Here is a 16,252-nt window from a genome sequence, read left to right as displayed (position 1 = left end):
TGCATGAATATTCGTGTATCTGCTGTCATGCTGGCGCTCGCGTTTGGCGCCGCCTTTGCCGCTGACCCCCGCATAGAACAGGGGGCAATTTTCGAGGCGAAGGGTGAATACGAAATGGCTCTCGGTGAATACAGGGCGATCCTTGCGGAACAGCCCCAGAATTCCGAGGCCTACTTCCTTGCTGCGGAAGTCTACGTCAAGACGAAGAACTATAGCCGTGCGCTTGCCAACTACCGCCTCGCGTACAAGTTTGCGCCCACGATGAGCAAGGCCTACGAGGGAGCCGCGAAAGTCTACGAACTCATGGGGCAGAAGGCGAAGGCCGACGAGGAACGCCTGAAGGACCCGAAGAACAGGCCTGTGGAAGAAGCGCCTGTGCAGCAGGCGGAAGCTCCTGCAGCGCCCGCCGAACCGGTTGCAGAGGCGAAACCCGCCGAACCGAAACCTGCCCCGGTCGAGACCAAGGTTCCCGAAACGAAGGCCGCCGAGCCGGTGAAAACGGCTGAGCCCGTGAAACCGGCCGAACCTGTAAAGGCCGCCGAACCGGCAAAGGCCACTCCTGAGGCCAAACCGGTGGAACCCGCGAAGGCCGAGGCTGCGACGCCGACCGACCCGTTCGAGAAGGGCAAGGTCCTGCTCGCTGCCGGGAAATACAGCGAGGCGGCTCCGCTCTGGCGCGAAGTGCTTGCCAAGAAGCCCGGCGACAAGGGTGCCTATTTCTATGCCGGTGTCACGCGCTACTACATGGGCGAATACGACAAGGCAGAAATCAACCTGAAGAAGGGTATCGAGTACAAGGAAGAGGGCAACGACGCCAACTACTACCTTGCGCTTGTCTACCAGAAGACCAAGCGTGGCGACCTCGAAAAGAAATCCCTGGCGGCGTACCTGAAGAAGGCCGCTCCCGATGCGAAGTTCCGCCGCCCTGCCGAGGACCGACTTGCCGAGATGAAGGCTGTCGCCGATTCGCTGAAGGTTGCGGAAGCCGAGAAGAAGGATTCCATTGCGAAGGCTGGTGCCGTGGAACCCGTGGCCGCCGCACCTGCCGCGGCCCCCTCGACGGCATCCGCCCCCGAGGCTTCTACGGCGCCTGCGTCCGAAGGCAATTCCATCGCGAATGCGAACTTGCTCTTTAAGGCGGGTAGTTTCGAAGCGGCTCTCCAGATGTACAAGGCTCTGCTCAATACGGAAATTTCTCCGGACGAACGCTACTTCGCCATGCTCCAGATGGGCAATATCTACCGCGAACTGCGCGACTTCAACAGTGCGGCGCAGCGCTACCGCGACGTCGTGCAGCAGTTCCCGGATTCCGACTGGGCTACCGAGGCCGAACGCGCTCTCGAAGATGCCGTGTGGCTCCAGAAGCATGCGTCCGAGCTCCCGCGCCGCATGCGATAAACGTTTGTAAAATTTTTCTAGAAAATGCCCCGAAATCGGGGCGTTTTTGCGTTTGTGCGGGGGCTCTCTATTGCGTTTTTGTACAAAAGAGTATAGATTAAGCGAGGTAATAAAAGGTGGGATGTCGGAAATAAACTTTGGATGAGGTTGGTTTAGGATATGAAAAGAAAATTCTTGGTTCTCGCGGGTGCGGTTGCAGTAACTCTTGCCTTTGCTGACCCGCCGGCGAATTTCAGCGGTTGGGAGAAGGTGTTCGAGGACAACTTCGACGGCACTTCTCTCGACAAGAAAAAATGGAACCCCACGTACAACTGGGGCCCGACGCACAACCATCGCGCCTACTGCGCCGAGGAGAACGTGATTGTCTCCGACGGTACGCTTAAGCTGAAGGGCGAAAAGAGGGTGCATCCCGATGCCAACGGGCGCAAGGCGAAGTTCAACAACAAGGAAATCTCGGTGGACTACACCTCGGGCGCTATCGATACTAAGGGTCACTTCGAAGTCAAGTACGGCTACATCGAGGGCCGCTTCAAGGCCCCGTGGCAGAAGGGAACGTGGCCCGCGTTCTGGACATTGCAGGACGGCTGGCCTCCGGAAATCGACATCCTCGAAATTCCTGCGTCGCGCAAGCAGCACCACTACTACCTGCACTACACTGACCCGAGCTGGTACAACAGCCATGGCTCGGCGTGGGATCATGAGGCTTCCTTCGGCGGACACAAGGATGACGACGTGGACCGTTCTGCGGGATTCCACAACTATGCCGTGGAATGGGACGAGGGAACCCTCAGCTTTTACTTTGACGACAAGAAGTTTGCAAGCTACAGCCGCCCGACCGAAATCAAGCAGCTTGCGGCGCAGTACATCATCGTGAACCTCGCCATCGGCGGCTGGGCGGGCGACGATATCGAGATTACCTCGGACAAGCCCGCGTATTTCGAGGCGGACTGGGTGCGCGTGTGGCAGGCCAAGCCCGCGAAACCCGACACCGTGCGCATCATGTCGATGAATTTCGGCACGTGCATGGTGAGGACATCCGAGGACAAGCTCGCGCTGGGCGATTGCAATGGCGAGAATGCTGTTGCGACGGTTACGCCGCTATCTTCGACGACGTTCCGCATCAACTTCGGCGACATCTCTCTCGATACCCCGAACGAGTCTACGGATGCGGGCGTCACGATGGGCCTTTACAAGTGGAATGGGGGCGCCCACCAGAAGGTGGTGATGGAAAAGCAGTCCGGTTACGAGGGCTCCGTGGTGCGCATGAAGATGCAGCACAGCAACATGTACCTGCGCGCGACGACGGACGGCGAGCGCGTGGTGCAGAGCTGGGCCGACGACTGGGAATGGAACCAGATGTGGCGTTTGTTACCGGATACGGCGAAAACCGACACGGGTACGACTGCGCTGGGTGATTTCGCAAGCGTGTACGGAACTTCGGTCCATTACGCCGAGAACCATCTGTTTGTAGAACTCGGAAGCAGGTTTGTTGATGGCGCGGCCGTGAGTGTTCTTGACCTGCAGGGGCGTGTAATCATGCGTAGGCAGGCGGTGCGCTCGGCGGTTTTCGATGTGCAGGGCCTTGCCCCGGGAATCTACCATGTAGTTGCCCGCAATGGAAACCGCACCGATATTGTCCGGTTCAAAAAGTAAAGAACGGCGTTGCGTGAAAAAGCTATATTGAAAAAATATAGCGTATCACCTTGGACGTGGAGTCCATAAACAAACTGGAACCTTTTATGGCCGAACAGAATAAAGCAGAAAAATTCGTTTTCTACATGTACAAGATGACCAAGTCCTATCCGCCTAACAAGGAGGTGCTGAAGGACATTTCCCTCAGTTTCTACTATGGCGCAAAGATTGGCATCATCGGCCAGAACGGTGCCGGTAAGTCTACCTTGCTCCGCATCATGGCGGGCATCGACAAGGAATTCCAGGGCGAAGCGTGGATTGAACCGGGCCGCACCGCAGGCTACCTGCCACAGGAACCGCAGCTGGACCCGAACTTGACCGTCAAGGAAAACGTGATGCAGGCCGTTGCCAAGAAGCAGGCCGTGCTCGACCGCTTCAACGAGATTTCCATGAAGTTCGCTGAACCCATGGAAGACGATGAGATGAACAAGCTTCTTGACGAACAGGCGAAGCTACAGGACATCATCGACGCGCAGGACCTGTGGAGCCTCGACCGCAATATCGAAATTGCGATGGATGCACTCCGCTGCCCGCCGGGCGACTGGCCGGTGACGAACCTCTCCGGTGGTGAAAAGCGCCGCGTGGCTCTCTGCCGCTTGCTCCTCGAAGAACCGGATTTGTTGCTCCTTGACGAACCGACGAACCACCTGGATGCCGAAACGGTTGCCTGGCTCGAACGCCACCTCCGCGAATACAAGGGCTCCGTGATTTTGGTGACCCACGACCGTTACTTCCTCGACAACGTGACGAACTGGATTCTGGAAATCGACCGCGGTCGCGGCATTCCTTGGGAAGGCAATTACGCCCAGTGGCTCGACCAGAAACTTGAACGCCTCCGCGGCGAAGAGAAGGGCGAATCCGACAGGCAGAAGCGCCTTGCCCGCGAACAGGAATGGGTCAAGCAGAGCCCGAAGGCACGCCAGGCCAAGAGCAAGGCACGTCTCAAGGCTTACGAGGAACTCTTGGCCGAAGATTCCCGCGAACAGATCAAGGTGGCGCAGATTCACATTGCGAACGGCAAGCGCTTGGGCGATATCGTTATCCAGGCGGAACACTTGCAGAAGGCCTTTGGCGACAAGGTGCTGTTCGACGATTTGAGCTTCAATCTGCCGCGCTCCGGCATCGTGGGCATTATCGGCCCGAACGGTGCAGGAAAGACAACGTTGTTCAAGATGATTATGGGCCAGGAAAAGCCCGATGGCGGTACGCTCAAGATTGGCGAAACTGTCGAAATCATCAGCATGGAACAGGGCCGCGACAGCCTCGATGATAGCAAGACCGTGTGGGAAGAAATCACCGGCGGCAACGACGAGATTATGGTGGGCGACCGCAAGATGAACGGCCGCGCCTATTGCGGACTCTTCAACTTCACGGGTGCCGCCCAGCAGAAGAAACTCACGACGCTTTCGGGCGGTGAACGCAACCGCGTGCTCATGGCGAAGAACCTGCAGAAGCCGGGCAACCTCTTGTTCCTCGACGAACCGACCAACGACTTGGACATCGAAACGTTGCAGGCTCTGGAACAGGCTATCCTCAAGTTCGCAGGCTGTGCTGTGATTATCTCGCATGACCGCTGGTTCCTGGACCGCATCGCAACCCACATCCTCGCTTACGAAGGCGATTCCAAGGTCGTGTGGTTCGAAGGCAACTGGAGCGAATACGAAGCCGACCGCAAGAAGCGCCTCGGCGAAGATGCCGATAATCCGAAGCCCATCAGGTACAAGACTCTCACGAGACAGTAATCAAAAAGGCGGCCGTTGAGCCGCCATTTTTGCTCATTTCATGTAAGCGAAGATAATTAATTTTACTTTGCGTCTTTTTTTTTACATGCAGTGCGTTGAAAAAAGTTTATATTTTTTTAATAGGGGACGGGAGAAAACAGAGGAAGGTTTTCATGAAGAAATCATTTATCTTTAGTTCGGCTCTTGCCATGGCGCTGGCTGCTTGTGGCGATGACTCGCCTTCATCCTCAAATCCTGCAGATTCAGAACTTGACAGTTCTAGCTCTGTAGAAGAGACGCTTTCTTCGTCATCGGTTGAACAGAAAAGTTCCTCGTCAAAGGATGTGTCGTCATCATCAAAAGAAAAGGCGAAATCGTCCTCTTCTGTAGCTGAACAGAAATCTTCTTCGTCAGAAAAAGTTTCGTCGTCTTCGGAAGCCGTCGAGGAGTCGTCTAGTTCGGAACCGCGCGATACGACAACAGTGAACACCAGTTCTTCTACGGAAGAAGCCTCCTCGTCTTCGGGGCCGCAGGAATTGGATGTCCAGGTGTCAATGAATTGCTTTGCTGATTATCCTATTGGGGAAGTGCCGCCGCTTGCCACCAAAGCGTATATGCAGCCGGATTCGAACGGAAGGTTCTCGGGATCGATGTGGTATGTTGTAGATAACTGTAGAAGGCAGGGAGGCACCCTATCCAAGACGATGTCTGGGGACACCTTGGTCATGAAATTTGTTGACGTGCAGGCAAGTACCTATTGTCTCTGCTGGTCTGATTTCGCGATAAGTTATGGATCTGAGCTTGAAAATATCAAGTATATTGATTACACGGCGCCTTACGCCAAGCATAGCACTTACGAAGTTGTGTATGAGCCGGATCCGGGCAAGCCTCCCATGCCCGAATCTTCATGTTCGATGAGTGTTCATGATTTGTTGTCGAGTGCGCGGACACTAGAGTCTTCGTCGAGCTCTTACTGATTGCATTCGCTAAGACGGTGGCCATCGGAAATTTTTTTAGAACCAGAATCCGAGCGAAGCGTTGGCGGTAAGGTAGAAGTCGTTGAAATAGAGGCTGCTGAGGACTGTTGCCCCGAGAGAAACTTTCCAGTGTTCGTCAATCCACTTCGATACGCCTGCGTATTGGCTCAGTATGAACGGGTTGTCGACGCGCGTGCGTAAGGTGTTCCCGTGCATGTCGTTCTCTTGCAGCTCGTATTCCTGTTCTATTGTGGGCACGTAGAGTAGCGGTGAGTAAGAAATTGCCAGACCATTCATGTAGAATGACGTGTAGATGCCTGCACCCAGACGGCCTTGACGGACATTTTCTTCTTCAAGGTGTTTCTCTTCGGTTATGTCCTTGCATCCTTCCTTAGTGGGGGCGCTGCATTCGTAATAATCGAACGAAATGTCGCCCACGTTGTAGAACTCGATATCGAAATAGGCGCCGACTTCGAAATTCTTCTTGTTGATTCCGCCGATGACCCGAGCGTAGAATCCCGGGTCCAGGCCGATGGAATATCCCCATGCAAGTTCGTCTTTCGCCTTGAAAAGGTGCGTGAATGCTGCCGAGACGGGAAAGCGGTTTCGCTTGTAGCTGAACTTCTTTATTTTTGTTTCGGACATGATTTTTTTGTCATCGTCGCATCCGCTGATTAGAGGGTCGTAATCGCTTTCTTTGAGTTCCGCGTTCTTGACGTTTTTCATTTTCATTTCTTCTTCCGTCGTGTAGTCGAACGAAAGTGAAACCCCCTTGATGGACGAGCCTGCTGCAAATTCCTTGCCTGCACCGGTGAAGTTTTCGGGAACGCTTGTCTCGAAAACGCCTTGCGTCAGGTTCCCCTGCCTGTACACGGGCGTTCCGCAGCCAGCCAGGAACATGGCGGACAGTGCTGCGGCAATCCACAAAAAACGTAGCGTGAACATGGTATTCCTCCTTCCCGTAATCGCAGGGACTTTGCGATCTTAACAACCTTAATGTATATAATTGAAGATGCAAATTTATCGGAATCGGGGAACTTTATCGTGCGTTCGATGCGGATTTTTCGCTATTTGATGCATTTATGAAACAACGTGTTTCATCTGGAACACGTTGAAGCAGTACGCGGCGTTGGCGCTTTGAAGACAATTATTTCAAATCGATCGGCATCCAATTCGAATCGAAAATCATTTCTTTGCAGATTATGAACGAATTGTCCAGGCTCACCTCGGACTTGCCATATTTCCCGCCGCCCTGGTGTGCCTGGGTTGCGGTGAGGCCATGGCCCAAATAGAGTCCGGGCTTGCCGGGGTATTCCACAACGATGATGCCTTGCTTGCTACGCGAGATGGGTATGTCAAATGCGTTTCTGTGGATGGACCACGAAGCAGTGGCGTCGGATCCGAATGCCACTGCCTTGATTTTGGCGGAGGGGCTGCCAGCCTGTACGCGTTTCTTGATTTGCGTTTCCAAGGCGGTGTCGCGGTTTTTCTTGGGAGTCTCAAACGGCAACTTGTGAGTTTCTGCGTCGGAGATGCGCTTGTTGAAGAGCTCCTCGGCGGTACGCAGTACGGGTAGCGGGTTTTTAGCGAGGAGGTCGGCGGGCAATGCGGCTACGCCATTCTTGATGCGCTCGGTATAGAGGATTTCGTCATTAGGGATTACCTGCGGATATTCCACGGTGTGTTTCTCGCGGTTGACGATTACACGGTAGAGACAGACGAGCTTGCACTCGTTGCTCTTGCATTGTTCAGACTTGTCGAGCATACCCTTGATGTAGCCCGAAATGTCTTGGAATGGCAGCGGTACGTCTAAGTTTTGGTTGAGTTTGTATATTTCCGACCAGTATTTTGTGCTTCGTCCGGGAAATTTGTTGTAAACCTCAGTTTTCACAAATTCCCATGCTTCGAGTGTCAGCTTGTCGGCAGGATCTTTAATGGACAAACCTTCTTTGCTTTTCTCGAAATCCTCATATTTGACCCCCACCTTCGCGTCGAACAGTAGGTTCCAGCTGGTTACCATACGGTCGGCGTATACAAGGCGGAAGTCGACTTCTTTGTTGCGCTGGGCTTCGGCGTCTCTCTGATATCCATAGTAGAAAGCGCGGCATCTGTCGAGAATGGAGGTCGTGGAATCCTGCTTCTCAAAGATTTCCTTTGCCTCGGCCATCCATTTGTCCTTGACGTCATTCTGCGCGTCTGCGCTGTAACTTACGCTCGGCATAATGATTGCCAGCGCCACCAATGCTTGAATAATTTTTTTGCGAATTTTCATATTTTTCCTTTGACTCGTAAAGGGTCGCTATAGGGTTTGAAACACGAAAAATCCCCCGTCGTAAGAGGGGGGCACACGAAGAACGTTCGATGTAAAAGAAAGAAAAGCTAAGAAGCCGGTTATATCACCAAAACTACTGCACAAACAAGCAGTTGTGGGGGGGGTAAGCGTGTTACATAGTTTTGACTTCATAATAAAAATATAAGAAACGAGGATGATCTTGTCAACTTGCCGGAGTTCCCTGCGTTACTTAATCATAATAATACTCATTCACGTCCGAGTCATAATAGCGAGGCTTATTGAGAATGATTATCAGGTTGACCACCCAACCTATTCCGAACAAGCCAAGTGTAAACATCCACAGTAATGCTGTCCAAAATTTATCTTCGTAAAATCTGTGAATCCCTAGAAAACCTAGAAACAAGCATAGAAAGAATGCTTTTGTTCTGGAGTATATGGATACGTGAATTTATCCATAGAATACCCCTAATGAAATGACGTTTCCTTTCTAATATACTCTTTTCTATTGTATTCTGCAGTACAAGATGTCTATATAAGAATCATTTAAAACGCCTCGTTTATTGTGACGCCGCCGTTCAGGTAGCGATGTACAAGGCTGTTGATGAGCGTCTGGTAGCTTGTTCCAAGACGGGCCGCTTTTGCCTTCATGCCTTCGATATCGGCATCCTTCATCCGGATGGTGATGTTGTGGGCTGATCCTCGGATTTCTGCTTTGATTGCTTCGAGTTCTTCTTTGGGTACAGGCCTTGTGTCACCGCGTTCAATGGCCTCCATGAGAATACGTTCTTCTTCGTCCATCGGGTCAAATTCTGAGTTCGCCATTTTCGTACCTCCGCTGGTAAAGACGACTTTTGAATGCCGTCTTGAGAAAATATGTTCCGTCAGGTTCCTTGACGAATGGAGCACAATGGGCGTAACCGTTTACAAGTACAATAAACATTTTTTGCCCGGGATGTCCGTCTTGGTTTACGACATCGTCCATGTCAAAACGCTCGGCAAGTATTTCTTGCCTGACTTCTTCCATGACGACACCGTGTTTTTCGAACACGTTTTTGGCTTTTTCCTCGTCAAACCTTACTTTTATATCTGCAATATACATATATTATGCTCAAAAGTCAATATGTTTTGACGGAAAATTCTGCTTTTTAGGCAAATTTTCCTGTTGGCATTTAGCGGGATGCCGCTAAAGCACCCCACGTTGCGTAATATAAAATTTTAGAGTGTCAAATTATGACAACTACAAATTTTAGAAGTAACTAATAAAAATTAATCCGCCCGCTCCTAAGACGGCCATGCCGGTGCCAACTCCGATGCCCAATTTTGCGTCGAATTGATTGTAGTCGTCATTTCCGATTTGAACGGAGCTAATAAGTGTCATAAGTAATCCGCTAAAAACTAACGGAACGGCTATACTGGTTATAAGTATGTCGCGGATAGGGTGTTTTTTTGCAGTAGTATCTATGTCTGTTGCCGTGCTTCGATCTTCTTGCATTTTTAGAACAAGCGGTGGAGTAAGTGACACCGCAAAAGAACTGGAAACAAGCAAAGAGAGGCTTAGAATAAATACTGCCAAAAATTTCATTGATGATCTCTCGTTGATTTTATGATGCCGTTGAAGGATTTGTTTTTGGCGATGTTCTTTGCGACCTCAAGCATGTTGTCTCCGGCAAGGTCGAGTGCTGCGGCTTCCTTGAAATCGAGCTTGACGTTCGCCTTGTTTGCCGCGATGACAGCCTGAACTGTGCGGAGCACGTTGCCTCCGGCGAGGTAGTGCGCTTCAAGTAGGTCTAATTCGATAGGGTAACCTTCGCTGCGGCCGAGGACGCTCGCTTCAATGATGGTTTGTATTGGAACCTTGCGCAGTTTCATACTGACAAGTCTGAAATAGCTCACATTCACGTTGGAGTGCAAGGCCTTGATCCATTGGAAGAGTACTTGCAAAAGACCCATGCTGATGATGGATATTATAATGGCGATCGCGATGATAACGATTTTGCTGATGTACTGGACTTCCACAGATTTTCTCCGATATGATTTTTTTGTAATATACCCAATTTCACGCCATTCCGCAAGAGAAAAATGGAATAATGTTGGCTGCGGCGGGAAATGATTCAATCTGCAATCCAGCCTTCTTCGGCTCTCTTGTCGCGATCTTTCCAGGATTTGTCAAATTCTTTTTCGATAGCCTTGAAGAAATCTTTAGCGTTCGGGTCTACATGCTGTAACATCCCCGCCAAATCCTTCATCCAGTTTAAGCGAACCAATGGGTCGGCAAGATCGAAAAATTCTTTAGTGATTTCATCTCTAGTCGACTTATGCTCTTTTAAAAGCTCATCGATGGCTTCATTGTCGCCGAAGTCGTATAAGGTCTTTTTCCCTAGATTAGAGAAACCTGTACTGATGAGTTTCATGATGGTTTCGTGTCGACTCTTGAAGAGGGTGAGATTTACTACTTGTAATATATCTTGTTTTACTTGCTTTCGCAAGCGAATTGGGGCTGAGAAATCAAAAAAAAGATTGGTTCGTGATATTAGGGCCATGTTTTTGGAAATTTGTTCCTATTGACATTTTTTGACGTTTGCTTTGTGTATATTTTGTGCAAGGAGTTTTTATGGAATCGATGTGTGTTGGTGCCATTGTTGTGCTGATGATAGAGGCTGTGGCCTTTGCTTTCGGCTTCTTATGGGCTTTTGTGTGGCTTGCAATTTTGAAGCCCGCTGGCCGTTTTCTGCATAAGGCTCGCCTTCTGATCCCCGTGTCATTTGCGCTGGTGTTGCTAGCATCGTTTTGGCTGATGTACAATGACTTGTTGAGTGGAACTTTGGCTGTCTGGTCTTTTGTTGGAGGCATTCTCGCTTTGTGCGGGCTGATTGCCTGGTTTGTTTTCGATGTTCTCGCGGGGCCACGGAATGATTGATTTCCTCCAATAAATATATTGCTTCTATAGTTAGTGGAGTAAATTCAAGGAAAAAGCCCAAAAATGTATTGACAAAAGTGTAAATACAATATATGTTTGCAAAATGAAGGCCTCCGCCCGAAGGGCGCACGGAAAGGAGATAAAGCTCTATGAAGAAAAGCATGGACGTTGATTTCTACAAGAAACATGACTTCGGCGACGAAATGCGCGAGGCTGTGGATTCCGGACGCGGTTTTGTCGGTGAGAACATGACTCCCGACCAGTTCTTCGCCATGGCGCGGGCCAGAAGCGAGGCAAGGAAGGCCGAGAAGGCGTCGAAGGCCGTCACTATACGCATTCCCGTGCGCGTAATTGAGGGCTACAAGAAGAAGGCTGCGTCTGATGGTGTGGGTTACCAGACGCTAATGAATGAAGTTCTAGAAGCAGCTCTAGGCTAGGATCTATTTTCTGAATATACTTTTATTTATTCGGTTCCGCAGGCGAAAAACGGATTGATGTTGGCTTCGGCGGGTGGAAGCCCTTGTGACTGTTAGTCCCTGCGGGCTTCCTTTGAAATGTTTTTCCCTCGGCTTGTAAAAAGCTCCTATAAGATCGAAAACGACCAGTCGAAATGACCGGGCGGTGATTGGGGGAAATCATTTGCTTGGTAGGTTCATCGGGTATTGGTACATACATTCCTTTATCCGACCATCCTCAATATCTTTTGTAAAGTCCTTTAATTTATAATCCATTTTCTTGTGCCATAAATCAAAGGCGTAGGTGTAAGCATATTTTCCTTGGAAGAAGAATACTCTTACTTCAACGGCTCTCCCAAGGTCTCCAACATTCGGAGAATTGCATGTCATGAACCATGCCGCTTTGTTTCTTGCGGGTTCCCAGCATTTGTCACTTGTCGTGAACTGTTCCGACTTTGGGTCGAAAGAAACGGAGCAAACATCGCTCTCGAATGTATAGGTAGAGGCGTTTTTATTTATTGATACGCTGCTTTTGCCAAACAACTTGATTCCCGTGAAAACGAGCAGCGTAATTACTGTTATCGTGACGAGAATGAGAATCCAGAGCCTTGTTAGCGTAAATTTTGTATTTGATTCCATACCCTGAATATAACCTCAAAGAACTTGTTCTTTAGTATTTCCTCGGCTCATAAAGAGCCTCTATAAGTTTACCTCCTTAATATACCCAATTCCATCCCATTCCGCAAGTGAAAATAATTGTTTTTGCAGCGTCTTGGCCCATTCTTGTCGCGAATAAATCTATCTTTTCACCCAAACCCATGCTCCACGTTTTTAGACACGAACTTCGCCTGATATTCCGGGATCCGCGCTTCTGGATTCCGTTCATCATCCCGCCGGTGATTCTCGCGGCGAGCCAGGGAATTGCGGTTTCGCGGTACGGCGGGCAGATTATGGAAGGCATGGAAGGCTACATGATGCTCCTGCTAGGTTGCCTCATGGCCCCGATGGGTTCGCCGTTGGCAGGCGATTCGTTTGCGGGCGAGCGCGAGCGTAATTCGCTTGAACTGTTGCAGCTTTCTCCCATCGCGCCTGCGAGGCTCTTCTGGGGCAAGTTGCTCGCGATTGTTCCGTTCCCGGTGGGTTTCGCGCTCCTGGCGCAGTTCGTCTACTGGGCGTCGCATCCCGATATTTCGACCGTCGCAGCGCTCGCTTCTATTCTCGGCGCGCTCTCGGCGGTGTTCCTCACGACATCGTTCTCGCTGATGCTTTCGCTCCGCGTAAAGACGGTCCGTGCCGCGGCCCACATCTCGCTTTTCGTTGTAGTCCCGCTGCTCCTCCTGGTCCAGCTTTTCCACGAGACGTTCCTGGTCGGGCTTTTCATTCCTACGGTTACGTTGTTTGTAAGTCTGGCCCTCAGCGTACTCACTGCTATCCTAAGCATGCGCAAGTTCGTGAGCATGTAATTCAACAAGGTTCTTGATGCATTATCTGATTGTTCCCGGTTACAGCAATTCTGGCCCCACTCACTGGCAGACTTATTGGGCGAACAACATGCCCGATGCAAGCCGCGTTGAACAGCACGACTGGGAACACCCGCACAAGGCGGATTGGGTCGATACGCTCGACAGGACGGTGGCTGCGCTCGTGTCCGATACGGTTCTCGTTTCGCACAGTCTGGGGGTCGCGACGACGGTCCTCTGGCTTATGCAGAAGGCGAGGGAAGGTGCCGTTCCGGCAAAAGTCAAGGGCGTGTTCCTCGTTGCGCCTGCGGATATCGATGTGATTGACATTGTCAATGACTTTGCTCCGATGCCTTTGGAAAAGTTGCCGGTGCCCTCGTGCGTTGTCGCGAGCGAGAACGACGAGTATGTGACTATCGAGCGTGCGCGTGTTTTTGCGGATGCGTGGGGCTCGATGTTCTTTGACGTGGGCCGCAAGGGGCATATCAATGCGCTTTCGAACCTCGGCGAATGGGAAGAAGGCCGAGCCCTCCTGAAAGAATTTGAAAAAATTCTCTAATTGCTGGTTTTTCCGTTTTTAATTTTGTAGATTGAGCTCAACCCGTTTCGGGTTGTGTCGGCTGTCGAGTGACGCCCTTTTATTATAGTGTTAAAATCTAGGGGACGATTGTGCCTCGCAAAAATGCGGAGGAAAGTCGCGGATGCTTTATGCCCGCGGTAGCTTGCCTCGTTATTATTTTACTTCTTTGCCTGGGGCGCGCGTGGTGCGCTGAGCGCGACGTGCCCGACAAGGTTTCGCTCGATTTCGTGGATGCGAGCCTGCAGGATGTCGCCCGCTCGGTTTCGCTTGCCTACGGGGTGCCCGTGCTTGTGGACGTCGGTGCGGAGGCGCGCGTCACGTTCCACCTCGATGGCGTCGGGCTGCTGGAGGGGCTCACGTCGTTGTGCTCTACCCTCGGGCTGGAACTCATTCGCGACGGAACGGTCTTCCATATCCGCAAGCGGCTGGAACGTGGCGAGAATTTTTTCCGGGTCGCGGATTCGCTTGTGTCGCTCGACGTGCGGGAGCGCGACGTTCGCGAGTTTATCCGGGATTTTTCTGCGAATACGGGCCTGAACGTGGTGGCTTCGCCCGATGTCGCGGGCCCTGTGAGCGGTCGGCTGGAATCCGTACCGCCCGGGATTGCGCTCCGGGTGCTGCTCGAGTCGCACGGTTTCCGCGTGAGGCGCGATGCGGACTGCTTCCGTGTGGAACGCTCGCGCAATTCTCCCGCGGGTGGCTCGGGCCCGAATGGCGCGGGGGCGAACGGCGTTTCGCCCGCGGGCGCAAATTCCGTGCCGGATATCGTTCAGGACGATTCGCTCTATACGGTAGAACTGGACGGCACCCCGCTGGACGTGTTCCTCAAGGAACTTTCGCGGGTATCGAACCTCAATCTGGTGCTGTACGGTGACGTGCGCGAAAACCTGCAGATGCGTTTTGAGCGCGAACCGCTTGCGAATCTCCTGCAGTCGCTCTTTCGCGGGAGCCGCTACACCTATGCGCTGGATTCAAATACTTTGTTTGTGACGGAACGCGGGGCGAAAAACGTGCTTTCGCGAACGGAACTTTACCCGCTGAAGGCAACGACGCCGGAATCTCTCGTGCCGCAACTTTCCAAGCTGTTGCCGGGTTCGGGGCTTGTCGTGTCGGAAGTGAAGGAACAGAACGCGCTGATGCTGCGCGGCTCGCCCACAGAAATTGCGGAGGCAATCGCCATCCTTGAAAACCTGGACAGGCCCGCCATGCAGGTGACCATCTCGTGCGTGATTGTGGAACTCAAGCGCGGGCGCAATTTCGAAATCGGGCTCCACAGCGGCTCTACGCGCAAGACGGGCGAGAACGACCTGGGCGTGCGCGGGTTCTGGGACTTTATGGGGAAGGACGTTTCCACCTCGGGAGCGTTCGGGAAAATCGGGATTCTGCCGGCGCGTTTCGAGATGGAACTTTCCGCGATGGAAGAGAACAACAGGGCAGAAGTCCTTGCGCGTCCGCGGCTCACGACGCTCAACGGCAACAAGGCGGAACTGAACGTGACGAATACGGTCTATTACTTGGTGAGCCAGGTATCCGCCGACGGCTACCCGATTACGGATTACCGCAGTTTCAATGACGGAATCTCGCTTGAAATCACGCCGACGGTCACGCAGGGCGGGAGCATCACGCTGAACATTTCGCCCGAAATCAAGACGGCGGGGCGCTCGAGCGGCGACGGCCCGCGCGATATCAGCACGCGAAACCTGAAGACGACCGTCACCTTGAAAAACGGCGAGACACTTTGCCTGGGCGGCCTTGTACGGAAGGGCAAGTCGGAGGTGCGCACGGCGGTTCCGTTCCTCGGGAGCATCCCGCTTATCGGTAGGCTTTTCAGTTACGTGAGCGAGGTCGAAGACGAGAGCGAACTGGCCATCTTCATCACGCCCGAGGTGAATTTCTGATGCTGGAACGTGTTGCTTTTGTTGGAGCCCGCCTGTGGACTTGGGAACTTGTGACGAATTTTGATTCGGACGTGTCCCATGAAAAATTGCTGCAATGGCTCCGTGAAGATTTTCCGGAAACGCTTAGGGACCGCAATCCTGTTTGCAGGGAGATGGTGGGCTTCAACAGTTCGGGCGGGCGTCGGCACCGGTTCCTGGTGGCACTTCCCGAAAAAGACGCGGAATGTCTCAGGCGGCATTTTGACCGGGTGCTCCCGCAGACGGCGATGCTTTACGGGGCTGCCGACGCTCTGATGCGGACAAACGATGGATTCGGAAACTTGCGCTATGCGATGCTTGCGGAATCGACGCTCTACATCCTTGTCTTTTTTGAGGGGAGGCTGTGCCATTGGACGGAGGAAGTGGCGCACGACAATGCGACTGCGGAGGAACGCCTTGAACGTTTTGACGAGTTCCTGATGCGTGATGACCTGTTCTCGCGGGCGGAATCGTGGCGGAAGGTCTTTGTGGAATCAAGGGATTTTTCGGATTCGCAGAGAAAGGCGCTTCTCAAGGCGGCATCCAGGGACCCGTTCTGGAAGGATTACGACCTGGACTTGTTCGATGGAATCAAGCCTCGGGCGAAATGGCGTCTCGCCTTTGCGGCGACATTCGCTGTTGCTCTCTTTTTTTCCTTTGTTTGGCGCGGGAGCGGAGAGAATATTGCAAAAGTCGACATGGCGGCTCCGTCCTTGTCGGTTGCCCCGGAGATCACCGTCGTTGATCATCCGATGGGTATGTCAAGGGGCAAGGATGACGTCCGAGTTATGAAGGTGGATTCTCCGGAAGCGTTGTTCCCAGATTCGCCCGCATGCCTTGTGC

18 protein-coding genes and 1 pseudogene are annotated in these 16,252 nt (G+C 52.2%); 10 read left to right on the top strand and 9 right to left on the bottom strand.

Features of this window, described 5'->3' with window-relative positions; genetic code table 11:
• Nucleotides 1–3 precede the first annotated feature (3 nt).
• The 4 genes from B4A77_RS10520 (at nt 4) to B4A77_RS10505 (ending at nt 5,788) form a co-directional block, all read left to right on the top strand.
• Entirely contained in the window at nt 4–1,398 is a 1,395-nt protein-coding gene (locus B4A77_RS10520; RefSeq protein ID WP_290740578.1) for a tetratricopeptide repeat protein, read from the top strand.
• A 159-nt stretch (nt 1,399–1,557) separates the two neighbouring features.
• The gene (locus tag B4A77_RS10515) at nt 1,558–3,051 is read left to right on the top strand and encodes a family 16 glycosylhydrolase (RefSeq protein ID WP_290740576.1); all 1,494 of its coding nucleotides are present in this window, start codon (nt 1,558–1,560) and stop codon (nt 3,049–3,051) included.
• Nucleotides 3,052–3,137: 86 nt separating this feature from the next.
• Nucleotides 3,138–4,832, top strand: coding sequence for an energy-dependent translational throttle protein EttA (ettA, locus tag B4A77_RS10510; protein ID WP_290740574.1), 1,695 nt, complete (start codon nt 3,138–3,140; stop codon nt 4,830–4,832).
• A 152-nt stretch (nt 4,833–4,984) separates the two neighbouring features.
• On the top strand, nt 4,985–5,788 hold the full coding sequence (locus tag B4A77_RS10505; RefSeq protein WP_290740571.1) for a hypothetical protein: 804 nt from the start codon (nt 4,985–4,987) through the stop codon (nt 5,786–5,788).
• 36 nt (nt 5,789–5,824) lie between these two features.
• On the opposite strand, the gene B4A77_RS10500 is transcribed toward B4A77_RS10505, so the two are convergent.
• The 8 genes from B4A77_RS10500 to B4A77_RS10465 form a co-directional block, all read right to left on the bottom strand.
• Nucleotides 5,825–6,733 carry a hypothetical protein gene (locus B4A77_RS10500; protein WP_290740568.1) on the bottom strand — a complete coding sequence of 303 codons (909 nt, stop codon included), beginning with the start codon at nt 6,731–6,733 and terminating at the stop codon, nt 5,825–5,827.
• Nucleotides 6,734–6,935: 202 nt separating this feature from the next.
• Nucleotides 6,936–8,027: a hypothetical protein gene (locus tag B4A77_RS10495; protein ID WP_290740566.1), complete on the bottom strand. Its 1,092-nt coding sequence runs from the start codon at nt 8,025–8,027 to the stop codon at nt 6,936–6,938.
• A gap of 283 nt (nt 8,028–8,310) precedes the next feature.
• Nucleotides 8,311–8,517, bottom strand: a complete 207-nt coding sequence (locus B4A77_RS10490; protein WP_290740988.1) for a TM2 domain-containing protein — start codon at nt 8,515–8,517, stop codon at nt 8,311–8,313.
• Nucleotides 8,518–8,624: 107 nt separating this feature from the next.
• The gene (locus B4A77_RS10485; protein ID WP_290728927.1) at nt 8,625–8,903 is read right to left on the bottom strand and encodes a hypothetical protein; all 279 of its coding nucleotides are present in this window, start codon (nt 8,901–8,903) and stop codon (nt 8,625–8,627) included.
• On the bottom strand, nt 8,884–9,180 hold the full coding sequence (locus B4A77_RS10480; RefSeq protein ID WP_290740563.1) for a hypothetical protein: 297 nt from the start codon (nt 9,178–9,180) through the stop codon (nt 8,884–8,886). Before B4A77_RS10480 ends, B4A77_RS10485 begins: the two co-directional genes overlap by 20 nt.
• Before the next feature lie 147 nt (nt 9,181–9,327).
• Complete coding sequence (locus B4A77_RS10475) at nt 9,328–9,663, bottom strand: hypothetical protein (protein WP_290740560.1); 336 nt, start codon at nt 9,661–9,663, stop codon at nt 9,328–9,330.
• Nucleotides 9,660–10,097, bottom strand: a complete 438-nt coding sequence (locus B4A77_RS10470; protein WP_290740557.1) for a flotillin-like FloA family protein — start codon at nt 10,095–10,097, stop codon at nt 9,660–9,662. The genes B4A77_RS10475 and B4A77_RS10470 overlap by 4 nt, the downstream gene beginning before the upstream one ends.
• A 95-nt stretch (nt 10,098–10,192) precedes the next feature.
• Nucleotides 10,193–10,492: a hypothetical protein gene (locus B4A77_RS10465; RefSeq protein WP_290740554.1), complete on the bottom strand. Its 300-nt coding sequence runs from the start codon at nt 10,490–10,492 to the stop codon at nt 10,193–10,195.
• Between the two features lie 200 nt (nt 10,493–10,692).
• On the opposite strand from B4A77_RS10465, the gene B4A77_RS10460 reads away from it, so the two are divergent.
• Both B4A77_RS10460 and B4A77_RS10455 read left to right on the top strand, forming a co-directional pair.
• Nucleotides 10,693–10,998 carry a hypothetical protein gene (locus B4A77_RS10460; protein ID WP_290740551.1) on the top strand — a complete coding sequence of 102 codons (306 nt, stop codon included), beginning with the start codon at nt 10,693–10,695 and terminating at the stop codon, nt 10,996–10,998.
• Nucleotides 10,999–11,147: 149 nt separating this feature from the next.
• The gene (locus B4A77_RS10455; RefSeq protein ID WP_073114749.1) at nt 11,148–11,435 is read left to right on the top strand and encodes a BrnA antitoxin family protein; all 288 of its coding nucleotides are present in this window, start codon (nt 11,148–11,150) and stop codon (nt 11,433–11,435) included.
• 198 nt (nt 11,436–11,633) lie between these two features.
• Here B4A77_RS10455 and B4A77_RS10450 read toward each other — a convergent pair whose 3' ends face one another.
• On the bottom strand, nt 11,634–12,092 hold the full coding sequence (locus B4A77_RS10450) for a hypothetical protein (protein ID WP_290740547.1): 459 nt from the start codon (nt 12,090–12,092) through the stop codon (nt 11,634–11,636).
• 179 nt (nt 12,093–12,271) lie between these two features.
• Between B4A77_RS10450 and B4A77_RS10445 the strand changes: the two genes are divergently transcribed.
• From B4A77_RS10445 to B4A77_RS10430, 4 genes and pseudogenes are all read left to right on the top strand, one after another.
• The gene (locus tag B4A77_RS10445; RefSeq protein ID WP_290740544.1) at nt 12,272–12,916 is read left to right on the top strand and encodes an ABC transporter permease; all 645 of its coding nucleotides are present in this window, start codon (nt 12,272–12,274) and stop codon (nt 12,914–12,916) included.
• A 16-nt stretch (nt 12,917–12,932) separates the two neighbouring features.
• Nucleotides 12,933–13,472 carry an RBBP9/YdeN family alpha/beta hydrolase gene (locus B4A77_RS10440; protein WP_290740541.1) on the top strand — a complete coding sequence of 180 codons (540 nt, stop codon included), beginning with the start codon at nt 12,933–12,935 and terminating at the stop codon, nt 13,470–13,472.
• Between the two features lie 149 nt (nt 13,473–13,621).
• A complete protein-coding gene (locus B4A77_RS10435) occupies nt 13,622–15,391 on the top strand; it encodes a type II secretion system protein GspD (protein WP_290740538.1) in 1,770 nt (589 codons plus the stop codon).
• Nucleotides 15,391–16,252, top strand: a pseudogene (locus B4A77_RS10430) (hypothetical protein); the annotation flags it as partial. The gene B4A77_RS10435 and the pseudogene B4A77_RS10430, both read left to right, overlap by 1 nt.

It is taken from the genome of Fibrobacter sp. UBA3718 (genome assembly GCF_002371935.1).
Taxonomy (GTDB): domain Bacteria; phylum Fibrobacterota; class Fibrobacteria; order Fibrobacterales; family Fibrobacteraceae; genus Fibrobacter.
The sequence above is the reverse complement of the archived record's forward strand: the minus strand, read 5'-3'. Positions and strand labels throughout refer to the sequence as shown.

Excerpts from the sequence above, each read along its gene's own strand:
- B4A77_RS10485 (WP_290728927.1), bottom strand. The coding sequence starts at position 8,903 with ATGGCGAACTCAGAATTTGACCCGATGGACGAAGAAGAACGTATTCTC.
- B4A77_RS10465 (WP_290740554.1), bottom strand. The coding sequence starts at position 10,492 with ATGAAACTCATCAGTACAGGTTTCTCTAATCTAGGGAAAAAGACCTTA.
- B4A77_RS10520 (WP_290740578.1), top strand. The coding sequence starts at position 4 with ATGAATATTCGTGTATCTGCTGTCATGCTGGCGCTCGCGTTTGGCGCC.
- B4A77_RS10440 (WP_290740541.1), top strand. The coding sequence starts at position 12,933 with ATGCATTATCTGATTGTTCCCGGTTACAGCAATTCTGGCCCCACTCAC.
- B4A77_RS10500 (WP_290740568.1), bottom strand. The coding sequence starts at position 6,733 with ATGTTCACGCTACGTTTTTTGTGGATTGCCGCAGCACTGTCCGCCATG.
- B4A77_RS10515 (WP_290740576.1), top strand. The coding sequence starts at position 1,558 with ATGAAAAGAAAATTCTTGGTTCTCGCGGGTGCGGTTGCAGTAACTCTT.
- B4A77_RS10460 (WP_290740551.1), top strand. The coding sequence starts at position 10,693 with ATGGAATCGATGTGTGTTGGTGCCATTGTTGTGCTGATGATAGAGGCT.
- B4A77_RS10450 (WP_290740547.1), bottom strand. The coding sequence starts at position 12,092 with ATGGAATCAAATACAAAATTTACGCTAACAAGGCTCTGGATTCTCATT.
- B4A77_RS10455 (WP_073114749.1), top strand. The coding sequence starts at position 11,148 with ATGAAGAAAAGCATGGACGTTGATTTCTACAAGAAACATGACTTCGGC.
- B4A77_RS10445 (WP_290740544.1), top strand. The coding sequence starts at position 12,272 with ATGCTCCACGTTTTTAGACACGAACTTCGCCTGATATTCCGGGATCCG.
- B4A77_RS10435 (WP_290740538.1), top strand. The coding sequence starts at position 13,622 with ATGCCCGCGGTAGCTTGCCTCGTTATTATTTTACTTCTTTGCCTGGGG.
- B4A77_RS10505 (WP_290740571.1), top strand. The coding sequence starts at position 4,985 with ATGAAGAAATCATTTATCTTTAGTTCGGCTCTTGCCATGGCGCTGGCT.
- ettA (WP_290740574.1), top strand. The coding sequence starts at position 3,138 with ATGGCCGAACAGAATAAAGCAGAAAAATTCGTTTTCTACATGTACAAG.
- B4A77_RS10475 (WP_290740560.1), bottom strand. The coding sequence starts at position 9,663 with ATGAAATTTTTGGCAGTATTTATTCTAAGCCTCTCTTTGCTTGTTTCC.
- B4A77_RS10480 (WP_290740563.1), bottom strand. The coding sequence starts at position 9,180 with ATGTATATTGCAGATATAAAAGTAAGGTTTGACGAGGAAAAAGCCAAA.